This is a genomic window from Olleya sp. ITB9 (genome assembly GCF_001315805.1).
GTDB classification, from domain to species: Bacteria; Bacteroidota; Bacteroidia; order Flavobacteriales; family Flavobacteriaceae; genus Olleya; species Olleya sediminilitoris.
Genome location: NZ_BCBW01000025.1, coordinates 80,919 through 95,470, shown reverse-complemented (window position 1 = coordinate 95,470; position 14,552 = coordinate 80,919). Strand labels below are relative to the sequence as shown.

Sequence of the window (14,552 nt, the reverse complement as noted above, 5' to 3'; positions counted from 1 at the left end):
TACATTAGAAGTTAATCAATGTTTCTAGATTGAATTATTTAGAACAAATTGATCATGATTTAAGACTTAATTTATAGCAGGTTTTATAATAGTATAGAAACATCAATAACCACGAAATATAATATACTACTATCTTAATATTCTAAAAACAGGATATTGTAAATGTGCCTTTTCATAGTTTTTACTATGTTTATGTAGCCAATCCAATTGTGCATACCAATTTTCAGCAAAACCAGAATCATTAGCTTTTTTTAAGTTGAAATCATTTTTTAGTTTAGGGTTATTTTCCAATATACTTTCGGCTTTATCTTCCCAAACATATGGAGAAAACCCTTCTTTTTGTTGTAAAATGGTATCAAAAAAGTTCCAATTAAAAAACGAATCTGGAGCTTGAGGTTCTAACGTTTCTATTAAATATCTAAACGCATATTGATTGGTGTCTATGATATAATCTCCCTTTTTAAAAATCAATTTTTCTGTAGTTGTTTTTATCGTTGTATTATAATGTTGGTAATGTCCTTCATAAGCATTTGTTCTAGTTATATAATCATCAATTTTGTAGGATTGTACAGTTATTGTAGAGTCCTGTTGTAAGGGTTTTAAAATGACGTTATTAGATTTTAATCGTTTAATAACAGACCACCAATCTTGAGGTATAATATATGCTTTAGGTATTACGACTTCTAAGCTTGGTTTAAAGTAGTTTTGATAATTAACCTGCTTAGTAAATGGCTCATTTCGATTATATTTTAGACGATTGGTTTCTGTAATATTACTTGGTATTTTATGACCTTCATAACCTTTAAAATTTAAAGTTGTAGATTTTGTGGTGTCAATTTCCCATTGTAAAGGATAAGTCGTTTTTGCAATTAATTGTTTTATAGCGTTTTGACGTAAGTCTTTAATTTTTGTGTAATCGTTTTCAATAATATCAATCATAGATTTCATTAATTGATAAGTCCCTTCAACACGTTGTTTGTATGGTTTTAGCATATGTGTTTCTACCATCATGCCTAAAGTGTTAAACAATGTAGTGTAACCAGTTGAGTATCTTGGACTGTCCATAAATTGACTAAAACCTGCTTCCGGAACAGTATTAAACACATTGACGTAAGGTGTGATATCCCAATTGTGTTTAGATAAATTATCCTCTAAATTAGGTTGCATTGTGTTATGAAGATAATCTCCTAACAAACCACCTAATTTGTTATGTTGCGTAAATAAATGTGTTAATGTATATTGGTAATCTGCTCCATTACTAACATGATTGTCTATAAAAACATCAGGTTGTATTAAATGAAATATTCTAGCAAACGTCTCTGCATTTTTGGTATCACTTTTTATAAAGTCACGATTTAAATCATAGTTTCTAGCATTGCCTCTAAAACCATAAGCTTTAGGTCCATTTTGATTGGTTCTGGTGGATGTGTTTCGGTTTAAGCTACCACCAACATTATAAATTGGGATTGTAGCTAAAACAGTGTGTTTAGGCATTTTAATGTCTCCATTTACAATATCTCTAAATAACATCATAGTAGCATCAATTCCATCAGATTCTCCTGGATGTATCCCGTTATTAATTAATAAAATACGTTTGTCATTTCTTATAGCGTTAAAATCAAAATTTTTATCAGGATTTAAACTAACTATATGTAGTGGTTTCCCAGAATCCGTTATACCTATCGAGTCAATGGATATAGAAGGGTAGGTAGTTGCTAGATTGTTATAATATGTAATAGTTTGCTGGTAGGTTGCGGTTTCTAATCCTTTAGATTTTTCAAATACAGTTGTAAAATCAAAGTCTTTTTTAAGCTTAGGTTGACAAGACATAAAGACTAGACATAGTACTAAAATTTTTTTCATTGAAAGTTTTTTTAATAAGGGTTATACAAATATAATATTATAGACTTGTGATTGTTGGAATTAAGCGTACTTTTGCAGCTTCTAAAATTGAAGACAATGACAGAGTTTATTAGAAAAATAGTCCCAAATGCAAAGGACGACGTTTTAGCAGGTATTACAGTATCATTAGCAATGATTCCAGAAGTAGTAGCATTTGCTTTTGTAGCACAAATAGATCCATTAATGGCTTTATCAGGTGCTTTTATTATTGGTTTAATAACAGCTATTTTTGGTGGACGTCCAGGTTTAATATCTGGAGCAGCAGGAGCAGTAGCTGTAATTTTTGTAACCATGATTGCAGATGGACATACCAAAGGGATGTTAATGGATACACCTATTGAAAACATGGGTTTTTTCTATCTTATGGCCTGTGTGGTATTAATGGGTTTAATACAGATTTTAGCAGGTGTTTTTAAATTAGGTCGCTTTGTGCGTTTGATTCCACATCCTGTTATGATGGGATTTGTTAACGGTTTATCAATTGTAATATTTATTGCACAGGTAAAAATGTTTTCACATAAATCGTTACAAGTATCAGAAGCAGGTGTTAAAGAGTATGTTAGTACATTTATGCAAGGTGCAGAACTATATACCATGATTGGTTTAGTATTGTTAACCATGGGAATTATTTGGGGATTACCTAAATTAACTAAAAAATTACCAGCAGCTTTGACAGCTATATTAGTAACAAGCCTTATTGTTATTGGATTTAATATGGATGTGTCTACTGTAGGATCATATATTATAGAAGGAGGAGGAACTGGTTTAAAAGGAGAGTTTCCAACACCAAATATGGAGCTTTGGGAAAAACTACCTTTTAACTTAGATACTTTAAAATTTATAGCATTACCTGCATTTTTAGCAGCATCAGTTGGATTGATTGAATCTTTAATGACTATGAATCTTGTGGACGAGTTAACAGAAACAAGAGGTAACGGAAACAGAGAATGCGTTGCGCAAGGAGCAGGAAATATAGTGTCTGGTCTATTTGGAGGAACAGGTGGTTGTGGTATGATTGGACAAACCGTAATTAATATTAATGCAGGTGGTCGTGGACGTTTGTCAGGTATTATGATGGCTGTAACACTACTATCGTTTATTTTGTTTGCAGATAAATTAATAGAAATGGTGCCAATTGCAGCTTTAGTTGGTGTTATGTTTATGATGGTTATAGAGACTTTTGCTTGGTCAAGTTTTAGAATATTAAAGAAAATCCCTAAGTCTGATGCAGTAGTACTAATTACAGTATCATTAGTAACTGTTTTTGTGGATTTAGCTGTAGCAGTATTTATTGGTGTGATTATTTCAGCATTAGTTTTTGCTTGGGAAAATGCTAAAAAAATTAGAGCTAGAAAACGTATTAAAGCAGATGGAACTAAAGTATATGAAATTTGGGGACCATTATTTTTTGGAAGTATTCAAGCTTTTAATGAAAAATTTGATATTAAAAATGATCCAGATACAGTAGAAATTGATTTTGTAGAATCTAGAATAAGTGATCACTCCGCATTAGAAGCCATTTTTAATCTGGTTGAAAAATATGAAAAAGAAGGAAAGCAAATACGATTAAAACATTTAAGCGAAGATTGTAAAGTATTACTATACAAATCTAGTCCAAAGTTTAGAGAAGTGGTTGTAGAGGATATAGACGATCCTAGATACCATTTAGCAGCTAATCCAGAAGAGTTTCCTAAACCTTTATCAGAATATAAGTTTTAATATTATTTTAAACTTAAAACATAAAAAAAGCATAACGATTTAAATTGTTATGCTTTTTTTATGTTTAACGTAATACTTAGTCTTTTAGTCTTACACTATCTGGTACTAGTACAGTGTAATCACCATTGTTTCTTATAACGTCTCTTACAATTGAAGATGATATATAACTGGTTCTTGCAGCAGTTAATAAAAACACAGTTTCGATTTTTGATAACTTACGATTAGTGTGTGCTATAGCTTTTTCAAATTCAAAATCTGCAGGATTACGTAATCCACGTAAAATAAATTGAGCATCAATTTCTTTGCAAAAATCAATTGTTAAACCTTTATAAGTTACAACTTTTACTTTTGGTTGGTCTTTAAAGGCTTCTTCTAAAAAACGTTGTCTTTCTTCTAAAGAAAACATGTATTTTTTTTCAGAATTCACTCCAATAGCAACCACAACTTCGTCAAATAATTTGACACCACGTTTAATAATATCATAATGTCCAAGGGTTATTGGATCAAAGGATCCAGGGAAAATTGCGCGTCTCATGTTTTGTTTGTTTTAATCTCTATCTACTTCGTAGATGGTTTGTTTGTCAAAAAGTGATTGTATTTCACTTCTAGTATAGCCATCTGTTTCTGTGGTGTAATTTTTAGCTTTATCTATTTTATAAACTTTAGCTTTTCTGTCAATTAGTACATCATTGTAAATTACAAATATACTATCCTTTGTTACTTTGTTAACTTTCATTGTGCTGTAATAACCACTTTGTGAAGTCTCAACAGAATATACGTCGCCAATCATAGGTTCTTTGATATAGCGTTTGTCGTTCTCGTCGTCCTTTTTACTTGTGTAAACAGCAAAACTAATTAGTAAAACTAAAACTGCTAACCCACTAAAATACCAAATTGGATATTTAGCATCAGCTTTTTCAATATTAAATTTTTCTTTTATTGAATTAGGTAACGATTTTAAATCAAATGTTTTATGACAATTGGTGCACTCTAAAATATTTTCTTTACCTAACGGAAACATAGGTATCCAATATAAGTATGCGTATTTACCAAAGATAGAATATCGCATAGTACGACCATCTTCACAATTAGGGCAATTAACATTAACAAGCCTACCTTCCTTTATAGTGGTCGCTTTTCTACCGTAAAAAATCATATTAGTTTAAGTTTGGTTAGTCTCTAAATATATGCTTTTTAAAGTAAAGCTTCCTCAATAGCATTACTAAACAAGGCTTCCATACTAATACCAGCAACTTTAGCCTGTTGTGGTAAGATACTGGCAGTCGTTAAACCAGGTACAGTATTTATTTCAAGTAAATGTGGTTGGTTGTTTTTAAATATAAATTCACTTCTAGAAAAACCTTTCATTTTTAAAACCTCATAAACTTTTTTAGCAACAGTATTAACTTGTTCTTCTTGTGTTTGTGTTAATCTTGCAGGAGTAATTTCGTTGGATTTTCCTAAGTATTTAGCTTCGTAATCAAAAAAATCATTCTCACTTACAATTTCTGTGATTGGTAATACTTTAGTTTCGCCTTTGTAGGTAATCACACCTACAGACACTTCTGTTCCGTCTAAAAAAGATTCAATTATAATTTCGTCATCCTCTTTAAAAGCATGATCAATTGCTTGCTGTAAATTTTCTTTTTTATGGACTTTACTAATTCCAAAACTGCTACCAGCTTTATTAGCTTTAACAAAGCATGGTAAACCTACTTTGTCAATAATAGCGTCTTCGTTTATAGTATCTCCTAAATTGATGTAAAAACTCTCAGCAGTTAGTATTCCGTAAGGTTTTAAAACACTTAAACAATCACGTTTATTAAACGTCAATCCAGCTTGATACATACCACAACTAGTGTGAGGTATATTTAGTAGTTTAAAATAACCTTGCATAAAGCCATCTTCACCAGGACTACCATGTATGGCATTAAAGACACAGTCAAAAGTTGTTTTTGTACCATTAATAGTTACTGAAAAATCATTTTTATCAATAGTAAATTCGGTATTATTATCATCAACGTAAACCCATTTATCCTTAAATATATGAATGCGATATGCATTGTATTTAGTGTTGTCTAAGTTTTGATATACAACGTTTCCGCTGTCAAGAGAGATTTTATATTCGCTAGAATAACCTCCCATTATTATGGCAATGTTTTTTTTCATTTAAATCTAAATTATATCAGATATCCAATAAACAGTTATAATATTCGTTTTGTAAAAATATCATTTATTTTATTCCGAAGATAAAACCTTTTAGTTTTTATATATTTGCCTACAAAAATTAGTTAAATGAGTTTCATAAGTTTTCTTAAAAGTAAAGCGTTTTTTACGCAATTAGCAATAGCAATAGTTGCCTTGTTTGTGCTAGGTTTTATAATATTAAAATGGTTAGATATTACCACTAATAATGGTGAGTTTGAAACCGTTCCAGACTTAAAAGGTAAATCTATTAAAGTGGCTCAGATAGAGTTAGAAAACAATAATCTTGTGATGCAAATTCAGGATTCGGCTAATTTTAACCCTAATTACCCAAAGTTTTCTGTAATAGACCAAGATCCAAAAGCTAATGAGCAAGTTAAAGAAAACCGTAAAATTTATATTACTTTAAATCCATCAGGATACCGTAAAATAACAGTGCCAGATTTATATCAGAAATCCTACAGACAAGCTAAGCCAATGATAGAAGCCTTAGGATTTAAAGTAGGTAAAAAAACATACATAGACAACATTGGTAAGGACATGGTTTTAGGTTTACGTTATCAAGGTAAAGTGTTAAAACCAGGAACAAAACTACCTAAAACAACAGCAATAGATGTTGTTTTAGGAAACGGTAACCGTCCATAAATACAATATAATGAACGATTACACACCAGAATTACCAGAACAAGAAGATAATGGTACCTTATATGAGCATCATTCTTTTGTAGCAGATAAAGGTCAAAAACCATTACGAATTGATAAATGGTTAATGAACAAAATCGAAAACGCGACACGTAACAAAATACAAGATGCAGCAAAAAACGGAAGTATTTTTGTAAACGAAATTGCTGTAAAATCCAATTACAAAGTAAAACCAGAGGACGTTATAAAAGTTCGTTTCGAGTATCCTCCACACGAGAATTTGTTGGTAGGAGAGGATCTTCCTTTAGACGTCGTTTATGAAGACGATCAACTACTAGTGGTTAATAAACCAGCAGGAATGGTAGTGCATCCAGGACATGGTAACTATTCTGGGACGTTAATAAATGCCTTAATTTTTCATTTTGATAACCTTCCAAACAATTCAAGTGATCGTCCAGGATTAGTCCACAGGATAGATAAAGACACTTCAGGATTGTTAGTCGTAGCAAAAACAGAAGTCGCTATGGCACATCTGTCTGCACAATTTAAAGCCAAAACTAGCGAGCGTGAATATGTAGCCATAGTTTGGGGAAATATGGATGAAGAAGATGGTACAATAGAAGGTAACATTGGACGTCATCCAAAAAACAGATTACAAAACACGGTGTATCTAGATGACGATGCAGACAAAGGTAAACCAGCAGTCACACATTATAAAGTTTTAGAGCGTTTAGGCTACGTTACATTAGTAAGCTGTAAACTAGAAACAGGTCGCACACATCAAATACGTGTCCACATGAAACACATAGGACATACCCTTTTTAATGACGAGCGTTATGGAGGTAATTTAATCTTAAAAGGGACCACATTTACCAAGTACAAACAATTTGTAGATAATTGTTTTAAAGTGCTGCCACGTCAAGCTCTACATGCAAAAACATTAGGATTTGTACATCCAACTACCAATAAATTTATGAGTTTTGAGTCTGCAATTCCAGACGATATACAACAGTGTATCGAAAAATGGAGAGGCTACTCTAAACACATGGAATAACATTCTTATAACATTACAAATTTGGACGTTACCCTTAACCTGATTTTAAGATCAGCTTAAGGGTCGCGCTATCCATTATATCTTTTTTTGCCATTTATGGCAGCAAAAAAAGGATGCCATTACTATCGCTAACGCAACTCAAGTTTTCAATAGTAATACTAAATTTTAGTATTGTAAATTACTATAGATCCAGCTTTTAAAACCAAAGGGTTATTTGTAATTTCGTAACAACAAAAATTAGCAATTAGTATATAATACCACATTATATACCAACGCAATGTATTGCTGCAAAGCAAAACAACACTAAATTTACAGCATATGAAACTAGTTATATCTCCAGCAAAATCATTAGATTTTGAGTCAACATTACCAACAGCAAAAACTACAGATTCGCAATTTTTAAAACAAGCCAAAACCTTAAATACTGTTTTAAAAAAACAAAAACCTCAGGATTTATCAGACTTGATGCACATTAGCGATAAATTAGCACAACTTAATTATAATCGTAATCAAGACTGGAGTTTACCATTTACAAAAGACAATGCAAGACCAGCAGTTTACGCTTTTAATGGTGACGTTTATAAAGGTTTAGACGCTTATAACTTACCTGAAGATAAAATAGACTTAATGCAAAATACAGTAAGGATTTTATCAGGATTATATGGTGTGCTTAAACCATTAGATTTAATGCAACCTTACCGACTAGAAATGGGAACAAAGTTACCTGTTGGTAGCAATAAAAATTTATACGAATTCTGGAAAGAAGACATTGTAAAGTCTTTAAATGAAGAGTTAGAAGATGATGAGTTGTTTTTAAATCTTGCATCAAACGAGTATTTTAAAGCCATAAATACAAAAGCACTTAAAGTACCAGTTATAGATGTTACCTTTAAAGAATTAAAAAACGGAAAACTTAAAATCATTTCGTTTTATGCAAAAGAGGCAAGAGGTTTAATGGCTAAATACGTTATTGAAACTAATGCAAAAACAATTGAAGATTTAAAACAGTTTAATTACAATAACTACCAATTTGATGGCAACCTCTCAACCGAAAAAAACTTGGTCTTTACAAGATAATAAGCGTACAGAAGCACAACGCAATTTATTTAAAGCAACAGGTAAACCTAAAAAAAACAAAAACGTGGTGTATTTGTTTAGTGTTATTGCTGTGCTCTTAGCAATTAGCTTTGTGTTACCAATGTTGTATGATCAAGAAATAATTGTATGTATTACAGATACCTTGTGTTTAAACTCTAATAGTAATACAATTCTATATCCATTGTATGTATTTGGAACTATAGTAATACTAATATTAGCAGTTTATGGAGCATTTGTAGTTGGTAAAAAAATAGGGAATAGGTTTAAGGTTTAACCGTTCCTTTTTTTTCAATATCAATTTTGGTTTCAGGTCTTACTCGTTTTTTTATGCGTGGTCGTCTAGCACCAAAAGTCCCTCTGTTTATTTTTCCTCGTTTAGTTTTTTTATCTCCTTTTCCCATAGTTTAGTATTGTTTTAATTTCCACGTAAGTGAAAATATTTAAATTAATTACTTTTCATAAGGTAACAAAACCACTATTTTTAACCAAGATTAAAAACTTAAAATTGTTATAAATCTTTGTAAACACTATGTTTAACCATAAACATCCATACGCACCATTTATTAAAGACGATACTAAAAAGTTAATCGTTGGGACGTTACCACCTCCACGTTTTACAACAGGAGAATTGTTAGAAAAAGATGTGGACTTTTGCTATGGTAGTTATTATAATAGCTTGTGGTTATATATAGATAAAATTCATGATTTGGGTTTGTTGTATGATAATAGTCAAGAAGCAATTGACCAGCGTAAACAGTTTTTAATAGCACATAAAATAGGTGTTTGCGATATTGTAGATAGTGCGCAACGTGAAAAAGTTGATGCTTCAGATTTAGGAATGCTTAATATAAAATTACGAGATGTTATTGGGTATTTAAAGCAATATCCAAGTATAGACACTTTGTTATTTACAGGAGGAAATAGCAAAAATGGTCCTGAATATTTTTTCAGGAAACATATAAAAGATTACAATATAAAATTGCACTTGGTAAGTAAAATCACGCCTAAAATTCATCAATTTGAATTACCCACTAAAACTAATAAGCCCAATAGGATTATTAAAACAGTCTCTTTAACTTCTGGGTCTGGAGCAGCAAATATTGCTATTGGTAGTAATCCATTGTACAAACAATTAAAAGCTAAAAATCCAAAGTTTAATACTTTTGATTTTAGGGTTATGCAGTATCGTGAGTATCTATAAAAACAAAAACGTAAGCCTTAGACTTACGTTTTTTAATAATTAAATTAGTTTTTATTTTGATAAGCACCAGAGCTGTAAGTTAACTCGTAGCTATGTGTGTAAATCTCAAATACAATCCCAAATGGATCTTCAACATAACACATTTTAAAGGGTTTGTCTTCAGGATAATACGCTCTTATTGGCATGCGTTGTTTTCCACCATAGGCGACAATTTTTTCAATTAAATCTTCAATATTAGGATCTTGAATGCAAAAATGAAATAAACCTGTGTTAAATGGATTAAAATCTGGAGCCTCTTTAACTCCATGCGGAAAAGAAAACAACTCAACTCCAACACCATCTGAAGTTGCTAAATGCGCAATTTCAAAAGTCTGCCAGTCGTCACCAAAAACATCAATACACATTTGACCTATAGCAGTATCTTTTTCTTTTTTAATTTCCGATGGTTCCATAATGACATACCAACCCATAACTTCAGAATAAAATTTAACAGCTTCTTTTATATCAGGTACAGTTAGTCCAATATGTGAAAAGGATTTTGGATAATCTTTATTATTTTTCATATACTTTATTTTAGATCGTAAAATTAATTTATATTTACCTAATTAACAATAACTTACCTAAAAGTGATATAGTTACCAAAACGAGTAAATTGTTGATTTTTAATGATATAAAAATTTTATTTTGAAAAAAAATGTGACTTGTCCATTACATTATACTATGGACTTAATAGGTACAAAGTGGAAACCATTAGTTTTGTTTCATTTATTAGATGGTGCTTTACGTTCAGGAATTTTACAAAAGCATATTCCTGGTATTTCTAATAAAATGTTTACACAAACGGTTAGAGAATTAGAAAAAGAGGGTTTAATATCCAGAAAAGTGTATCCAGTGGTGCCTCCAAAGGTGGAGTATAAACTAACTTCTAGAGGTGAATCTCTAGAAAAAATATTAAAAGATTTAGATGCTTGGGGTAAAATTGATAGTACAATTTAACGCTTCCAATTAGCTGTTTAAAAGTATTAAAACAATACCTATAATTGCTGGTAAGGCTTGAATGAAAAATATTTTTTTTGAAACACTTAATGCGCCATAAATACCTGCTACAGTAACACAGCCCAAAAAGAAAATAGCAATATTTGCAGACCACTCTGGAGATTTAATTAAGAAAGACCAAATTAATCCTGCTGCTAAAAAGCCATTATATAAACCTTGATTGGCAGCCATACTTTTTGTTGGCTTAAATAAGTCTTTAGGAAAATTTTTAAAGACTTTTCGCCCTGTAGTTTCCCAAGCAAACATTTCAAAATATAAAAAATATAAGTGTAAAATTGCTACAAAAGCAATGATTGTTTTTATAAGTATTTCCATAATAAAGTTAATTTGTAGGTTAAAAAATCTTGTCTAAAAAGTGTTTAATACTTTGTTGATTAGCACGTAAAAGCTCTTGTCTAGCATTAGCTTTATCTTTTGGTTTTTTGTCCTGTGACAGTTTAAATTTACCTTCCCAAGTATCTATTGAAATTTCAAAAAGTTTGATGTATTCTAAATTTTTATCTAACCTTGGGTTGTCTTCCTCTAAAGTATATTTATGGTCAGGAGCCTCTAAAAATTGGGTCATTGTTATTAAAGACTGTTTTAATTCGGCTTTATTTTCAATTTGTGTTACAGTACCTGTTAAATGTACTTTAATATAATTCCAGGTAGGTAATTGCGTTGTGGTATATATACTTGGTGAGATGTAGCATTCAGGACCAGAAAAAAGTACAGTCACCTTGTTTTGTTCTTTTAATAGATTGGTTTGTGGATTGTAAATATCAATATGACCAATTAATTTTCCGTCTTCCTCACGATATATTAATGGTAAATGTGTAATTAAAGGTGTATTATTTTTAACAGAAATTACTGTAGCTAAGGGATACGTTTTAATCACTTCAATCAAGTGGTTTTTGTCGTTATCCTGATGTTTTTGAGGTGGATACAATTGGCTTGGTTGTATGGGTTAATGTGTTTTATTTCATTTAAAAATTACAAAATTATATGTAGTTTTATAAAATGTCTGATAAAAGTACTTCATTTTCAATTAAAAATTGGTCTCAAGATGATCAACCTAGAGAAAAACTATTATACAAAGGAAAAGCATCTTTAAGTGATGCCGAATTAGTTGCTATTCTAATAGGCTCTGGAAACAGAGATGAAAGTGCTGTGTCCTTGTGTAAACGCATCTTGTCTAGTGTAGATAATAATTTAAGCGAATTGGGTAAACTTAGTATCAAACAATTAATGGAATTTAAAGGAATAGGTGAAGCTAAAGCCATTAGCATTATTGCTACCTTAGAGCTAGGAAGACGTCGAAGAGGAGAGGAGGCTTTGCAAAAAAAGAAAATTACTTCAAGTAAATCTGTTTTTGAACTTATGCAACCTATTATTGGAGAGTTACCACATGAGGAATTTTGGATTGTATATTTAAACAACTCTAATAAAGTGATACATAAAAGTCAATTAAGTAAAGGAGGAATTACAGGTACTTTAGTAGATACACGTTTGGTTTTAAAAACGGCTTTAGAGGTTGGAGCAGTGGGACTTATTTTATCGCACAACCATCCATCAGGTACATTAGTTCCAAGTCAAGCAGACAAAGCCGTAACTTTAAAACTTAAAACTGCAGCACAAAGTTTAGATATAAAAGTCTTAGACCATTTAATTGTTACAGAAAACGCTTATTTTAGCTTTGCAGACGAAAACCTACTGTAAATGCTACTAGTATACACACATAAAATTTCACCTAGATTCAAATATGTTTTTAAACAAATTTGTACCAGAATTTTAGGGATTCCTGTAAACTTTACAACCGTTATAGAGGAATTTATTGCACATGACAGCTTAAAAATGTCGTACACAAGGCAACCTTTAAGTAACGAGATTTTTGTACGCGCAAACGAGTTACTTTTTGAACAAGGTTTATCCGATTTGGATATAAATGTATTACCATGGGAAGAGACTAAATGCTTTTTTCCTACTGGAGAAAAAAGCGCCTTACCATTTGATATTTTTGCAGCTACGTTTTATCTAATTAGTCGTTATGAAGAGTATTTACCTCATGTAAAAGATGACTATGGACGTTTCACAGCACAAGAAAGTTTAGCTTTTAAAAATAAATTTTTAGACCAACCTGTTGTAGATATTTGGGCTTATAAATTTAAAGCTATTTTACAAGATAACTATCCTGATTTTGATTTTCCAGACCAAAAATATACTGTTAGACCTGTAATAGATATTCCAGTAGCTTATGATTATAAATTAAAAGGGTTGATGCGTACAATAGGAGGCACGTTTAAAGATTTTTTTACATTTAAATTTAAACGTTTATACCAAAGATATTCTGTTGTTATGGGCTTTAAACGTGACCCATACGACACATATAAATACGTAATTAATAAGCAAAAAACTTCAAAATATAAGTTTGTTTTTTTCTTTTTATTGGGCGATTTTTCGACCTACGATAAAAATATAAATTTTCAGAAACAAAAATTTATTTCACTTATAAAACACGTTGGCGACTATTGTCAAGTTGGTATTAAAACCTCTTTTTTTGCGCTATCTAATATCGAAATTTTAAAAGAAGAAAAAGTACGAATGGAACGCATTATTAACACTGCAATTGTAGGTTCAAGACATTCGTTTTCAAAAGTTAATTTGCCAGAGTCTTATCGTCATTTAGTAGAGTTAGAAATACCAGAAGACTATACCATGGGTTATGTTAATTATTTAGGTTTTAGAGCAGGTACATGTACACCTTTTTTATTTTATGATTTGGATTTTGAAGTTCAAACACCATTAAAAATAGTGCCATTTCAAGCCTTAGATTTTGCCTTTTTAAAGTACCATTCTTTATTAGATAAGCAACAGGCTTTAAAACGATTAATACAGTCTATAAAACAAGTAAATGGTACCTTTGTACCAGTGTTTCATAATTATACCTTTGGTAACAATCCACGTTGGCAACATTTTAAAAACTTATTCAATATAATTATAGATGCAAAAACTAAATAATATTCAACATGTTTTTTTTGATTTAGATCATACCCTTTGGGATTTTGATAAAAACTCGGCACTGACTTTCGATTTTATTTTTAAGAAACATAAAGTTGGTACTAACATTAAAGATTTTTTAAGTTTTTATGAACCTATAAATCTTCAATATTGGAAGTTGTATCGCGATGAAAAAGTTACTAAAGATTATTTAAGATATCATAGATTAAAAGACACTTTTGATGCTTTAAATTTTACGGTTCAGGATAATTTAATACATCAATTGTCAGACGATTATATTACCAACTTATCAAGTTTTAATCATGTGTTTGAAGGTACGTTTCAGCTTTTAGATTATTTAAAAACAAAATATACTTTACATATTATTACAAATGGATTTAAAGAAGCTCAGAATAATAAATTAAAAGCCTCAAAACTGGATCATTATTTTGAGACCATTACAAACTCTGAAAGTGCAGGAGTTAAAAAACCGAATCCTAAAATATTTAATTTTGCATTAAATTCGGCTAAAGCCGAAACATCAAACAGTATCATGATTGGTGATAATTACGAAGCAGATATACAAGGTGCTTTAAACATAGGTTTAGATGCCATTTGTTTTAATTATCATAAAACAGAACTGACAAAGGACATTAAAGTTGTCCAGAATTTATTAGACATTAAAGATTATTTATAACT

At 30.7% G+C, this 14,552-nt stretch carries 18 protein-coding genes; 10 read left to right on the top strand and 8 right to left on the bottom strand.

The genetic code is table 11. The features are described 5' to 3' along the window. Nucleotides 1-129 precede the first annotated feature (129 nt). On the bottom strand, nt 130-1,863 hold the full coding sequence (locus ITB9_RS07190) for a M14 family metallopeptidase (protein WP_054851701.1): 1,734 nt from the start codon (nt 1,861-1,863) through the stop codon (nt 130-132). Between the two features lie 96 nt (nt 1,864-1,959). Here ITB9_RS07190 and ITB9_RS07185 point away from each other — a divergent pair, with 96 nt between their 5' ends. Further along, the gene (locus tag ITB9_RS07185; RefSeq protein WP_054851700.1) at nt 1,960-3,621 is read left to right on the top strand and encodes a SulP family inorganic anion transporter; all 1,662 of its coding nucleotides are present in this window, start codon (nt 1,960-1,962) and stop codon (nt 3,619-3,621) included. Between the two features lie 76 nt (nt 3,622-3,697). Here the strand turns inward: ITB9_RS07185 and coaD are convergent, their stop codons facing one another. From coaD to ITB9_RS07170, 3 genes are read right to left on the bottom strand one after another with little or no spacing between them, the layout of a single operon-like run. Then, nucleotides 3,698-4,156 carry a pantetheine-phosphate adenylyltransferase gene (gene coaD, locus ITB9_RS07180; protein ID WP_028289217.1) on the bottom strand — a complete coding sequence of 153 codons (459 nt, stop codon included), beginning with the start codon at nt 4,154-4,156 and terminating at the stop codon, nt 3,698-3,700. A 12-nt stretch (nt 4,157-4,168) separates the two neighbouring features. Beyond that, nucleotides 4,169-4,777 (bottom strand): hypothetical protein, encoded by a 609-nt coding sequence (locus ITB9_RS07175; protein WP_054851699.1) that lies wholly within the window; start codon nt 4,775-4,777, stop codon nt 4,169-4,171. 38 nt (nt 4,778-4,815) lie between these two features. Further along, nucleotides 4,816-5,790, bottom strand: a complete 975-nt coding sequence (locus tag ITB9_RS07170) for a D-alanine--D-alanine ligase (RefSeq protein ID WP_054851698.1) — start codon at nt 5,788-5,790, stop codon at nt 4,816-4,818. Between the two features lie 126 nt (nt 5,791-5,916). Between ITB9_RS07170 and ITB9_RS07165 the strand changes: the two genes are divergently transcribed. From ITB9_RS07165 to ITB9_RS07150, 4 genes are all read left to right on the top strand, one after another. After that, the gene (locus ITB9_RS07165) at nt 5,917-6,471 is read left to right on the top strand and encodes a PASTA domain-containing protein (RefSeq protein ID WP_054851697.1); all 555 of its coding nucleotides are present in this window, start codon (nt 5,917-5,919) and stop codon (nt 6,469-6,471) included. Nucleotides 6,472-6,481: 10 nt separating this feature from the next. Next, nucleotides 6,482-7,522 (top strand): RluA family pseudouridine synthase, encoded by a 1,041-nt coding sequence (locus ITB9_RS07160; protein WP_054851696.1) that lies wholly within the window; start codon nt 6,482-6,484, stop codon nt 7,520-7,522. A gap of 318 nt (nt 7,523-7,840) precedes the next feature. Then, the gene (gene yaaA, locus ITB9_RS07155; protein ID WP_054851695.1) at nt 7,841-8,599 is read left to right on the top strand and encodes a peroxide stress protein YaaA; all 759 of its coding nucleotides are present in this window, start codon (nt 7,841-7,843) and stop codon (nt 8,597-8,599) included. Continuing rightward, nucleotides 8,556-8,894, top strand: a complete 339-nt coding sequence (locus tag ITB9_RS07150) for a hypothetical protein (protein ID WP_054851694.1) — start codon at nt 8,556-8,558, stop codon at nt 8,892-8,894. Before yaaA ends, ITB9_RS07150 begins: the two co-directional genes overlap by 44 nt. Here ITB9_RS07150 and ITB9_RS15345 read toward each other — a convergent pair. Next, nucleotides 8,884-9,021, bottom strand: coding sequence for a 30S ribosomal protein THX (locus tag ITB9_RS15345; RefSeq protein ID WP_082396101.1), 138 nt, complete (start codon nt 9,019-9,021; stop codon nt 8,884-8,886). The two genes, ITB9_RS07150 and ITB9_RS15345, sit on opposite strands and share 11 nt — an antisense overlap. A 128-nt stretch (nt 9,022-9,149) precedes the next feature. On the opposite strand from ITB9_RS15345, the gene ITB9_RS07145 reads away from it, so the two are divergent. After that, nucleotides 9,150-9,821 carry a uracil-DNA glycosylase family protein gene (locus tag ITB9_RS07145; protein WP_054851693.1) on the top strand — a complete coding sequence of 224 codons (672 nt, stop codon included), beginning with the start codon at nt 9,150-9,152 and terminating at the stop codon, nt 9,819-9,821. Between the two features lie 44 nt (nt 9,822-9,865). Here the strand turns inward: ITB9_RS07145 and ITB9_RS07140 are convergent, their stop codons facing one another. Then, nucleotides 9,866-10,384 carry a VOC family protein gene (locus ITB9_RS07140; RefSeq protein ID WP_054851692.1) on the bottom strand — a complete coding sequence of 173 codons (519 nt, stop codon included), beginning with the start codon at nt 10,382-10,384 and terminating at the stop codon, nt 9,866-9,868. Between the two features lie 157 nt (nt 10,385-10,541). Here ITB9_RS07140 and ITB9_RS07135 point away from each other — a divergent pair, with 157 nt between their 5' ends. Beyond that, a complete protein-coding gene (locus tag ITB9_RS07135) occupies nt 10,542-10,817 on the top strand; it encodes a helix-turn-helix domain-containing protein (protein WP_051419137.1) in 276 nt (91 codons plus the stop codon). A 9-nt stretch (nt 10,818-10,826) separates the two neighbouring features. Here ITB9_RS07135 and ITB9_RS07130 read toward each other — a convergent pair whose 3' ends face one another. Both ITB9_RS07130 and ITB9_RS07125 read right to left on the bottom strand, forming a co-directional pair. Beyond that, nucleotides 10,827-11,192: a DUF1304 domain-containing protein gene (locus tag ITB9_RS07130; protein ID WP_028606942.1), complete on the bottom strand. Its 366-nt coding sequence runs from the start codon at nt 11,190-11,192 to the stop codon at nt 10,827-10,829. A 19-nt stretch (nt 11,193-11,211) separates the two neighbouring features. Then, entirely contained in the window at nt 11,212-11,805 is a 594-nt protein-coding gene (locus ITB9_RS07125; protein ID WP_054851691.1) for an FMN-binding negative transcriptional regulator, read from the bottom strand. Nucleotides 11,806-11,876: 71 nt separating this feature from the next. Here ITB9_RS07125 and radC point away from each other — a divergent pair, with 71 nt between their 5' ends. From radC to ITB9_RS07110, 3 genes are read left to right on the top strand one after another with little or no spacing between them, the layout of a single operon-like run. Then, complete coding sequence (gene radC, locus ITB9_RS07120) at nt 11,877-12,575, top strand: DNA repair protein RadC (protein WP_054851690.1); 699 nt, start codon at nt 11,877-11,879, stop codon at nt 12,573-12,575. Then, nucleotides 12,576-13,874, top strand: a complete 1,299-nt coding sequence (locus ITB9_RS07115) for a polysaccharide deacetylase family protein (RefSeq protein ID WP_054851689.1) — start codon at nt 12,576-12,578, stop codon at nt 13,872-13,874. Further along, complete coding sequence (locus tag ITB9_RS07110; protein ID WP_028289231.1) at nt 13,858-14,550, top strand: YjjG family noncanonical pyrimidine nucleotidase; 693 nt, start codon at nt 13,858-13,860, stop codon at nt 14,548-14,550. The genes ITB9_RS07115 and ITB9_RS07110 overlap by 17 nt, the downstream gene beginning before the upstream one ends. Nucleotides 14,551-14,552 lie beyond the last annotated feature (2 nt).

Coding starts and splice junctions, on each gene's coding strand:
- yaaA (WP_054851695.1), top strand. CDS start 7,841: ATGAAACTAGTTATATCTCCAGCAAAATCATTAGATTTTGAGTCAACA.
- ITB9_RS07175 (WP_054851699.1), bottom strand. CDS start 4,777: ATGATTTTTTACGGTAGAAAAGCGACCACTATAAAGGAAGGTAGGCTT.
- ITB9_RS07145 (WP_054851693.1), top strand. CDS start 9,150: ATGTTTAACCATAAACATCCATACGCACCATTTATTAAAGACGATACT.
- ITB9_RS07115 (WP_054851689.1), top strand. CDS start 12,576: ATGCTACTAGTATACACACATAAAATTTCACCTAGATTCAAATATGTT.
- ITB9_RS07140 (WP_054851692.1), bottom strand. CDS start 10,384: ATGAAAAATAATAAAGATTATCCAAAATCCTTTTCACATATTGGACTA.
- ITB9_RS07135 (WP_051419137.1), top strand. CDS start 10,542: ATGGACTTAATAGGTACAAAGTGGAAACCATTAGTTTTGTTTCATTTA.
- ITB9_RS07110 (WP_028289231.1), top strand. CDS start 13,858: ATGCAAAAACTAAATAATATTCAACATGTTTTTTTTGATTTAGATCAT.
- coaD (WP_028289217.1), bottom strand. CDS start 4,156: ATGAGACGCGCAATTTTCCCTGGATCCTTTGATCCAATAACCCTTGGA.
- ITB9_RS07190 (WP_054851701.1), bottom strand. CDS start 1,863: ATGAAAAAAATTTTAGTACTATGTCTAGTCTTTATGTCTTGTCAACCT.
- ITB9_RS07130 (WP_028606942.1), bottom strand. CDS start 11,192: ATGGAAATACTTATAAAAACAATCATTGCTTTTGTAGCAATTTTACAC.
- ITB9_RS15345 (WP_082396101.1), bottom strand. CDS start 9,021: ATGGGAAAAGGAGATAAAAAAACTAAACGAGGAAAAATAAACAGAGGG.
- radC (WP_054851690.1), top strand. CDS start 11,877: ATGTCTGATAAAAGTACTTCATTTTCAATTAAAAATTGGTCTCAAGAT.
- ITB9_RS07170 (WP_054851698.1), bottom strand. CDS start 5,790: ATGAAAAAAAACATTGCCATAATAATGGGAGGTTATTCTAGCGAATAT.
- ITB9_RS07160 (WP_054851696.1), top strand. CDS start 6,482: ATGAACGATTACACACCAGAATTACCAGAACAAGAAGATAATGGTACC.
- ITB9_RS07150 (WP_054851694.1), top strand. CDS start 8,556: ATGGCAACCTCTCAACCGAAAAAAACTTGGTCTTTACAAGATAATAAG.
- ITB9_RS07185 (WP_054851700.1), top strand. CDS start 1,960: ATGACAGAGTTTATTAGAAAAATAGTCCCAAATGCAAAGGACGACGTT.
- ITB9_RS07165 (WP_054851697.1), top strand. CDS start 5,917: ATGAGTTTCATAAGTTTTCTTAAAAGTAAAGCGTTTTTTACGCAATTA.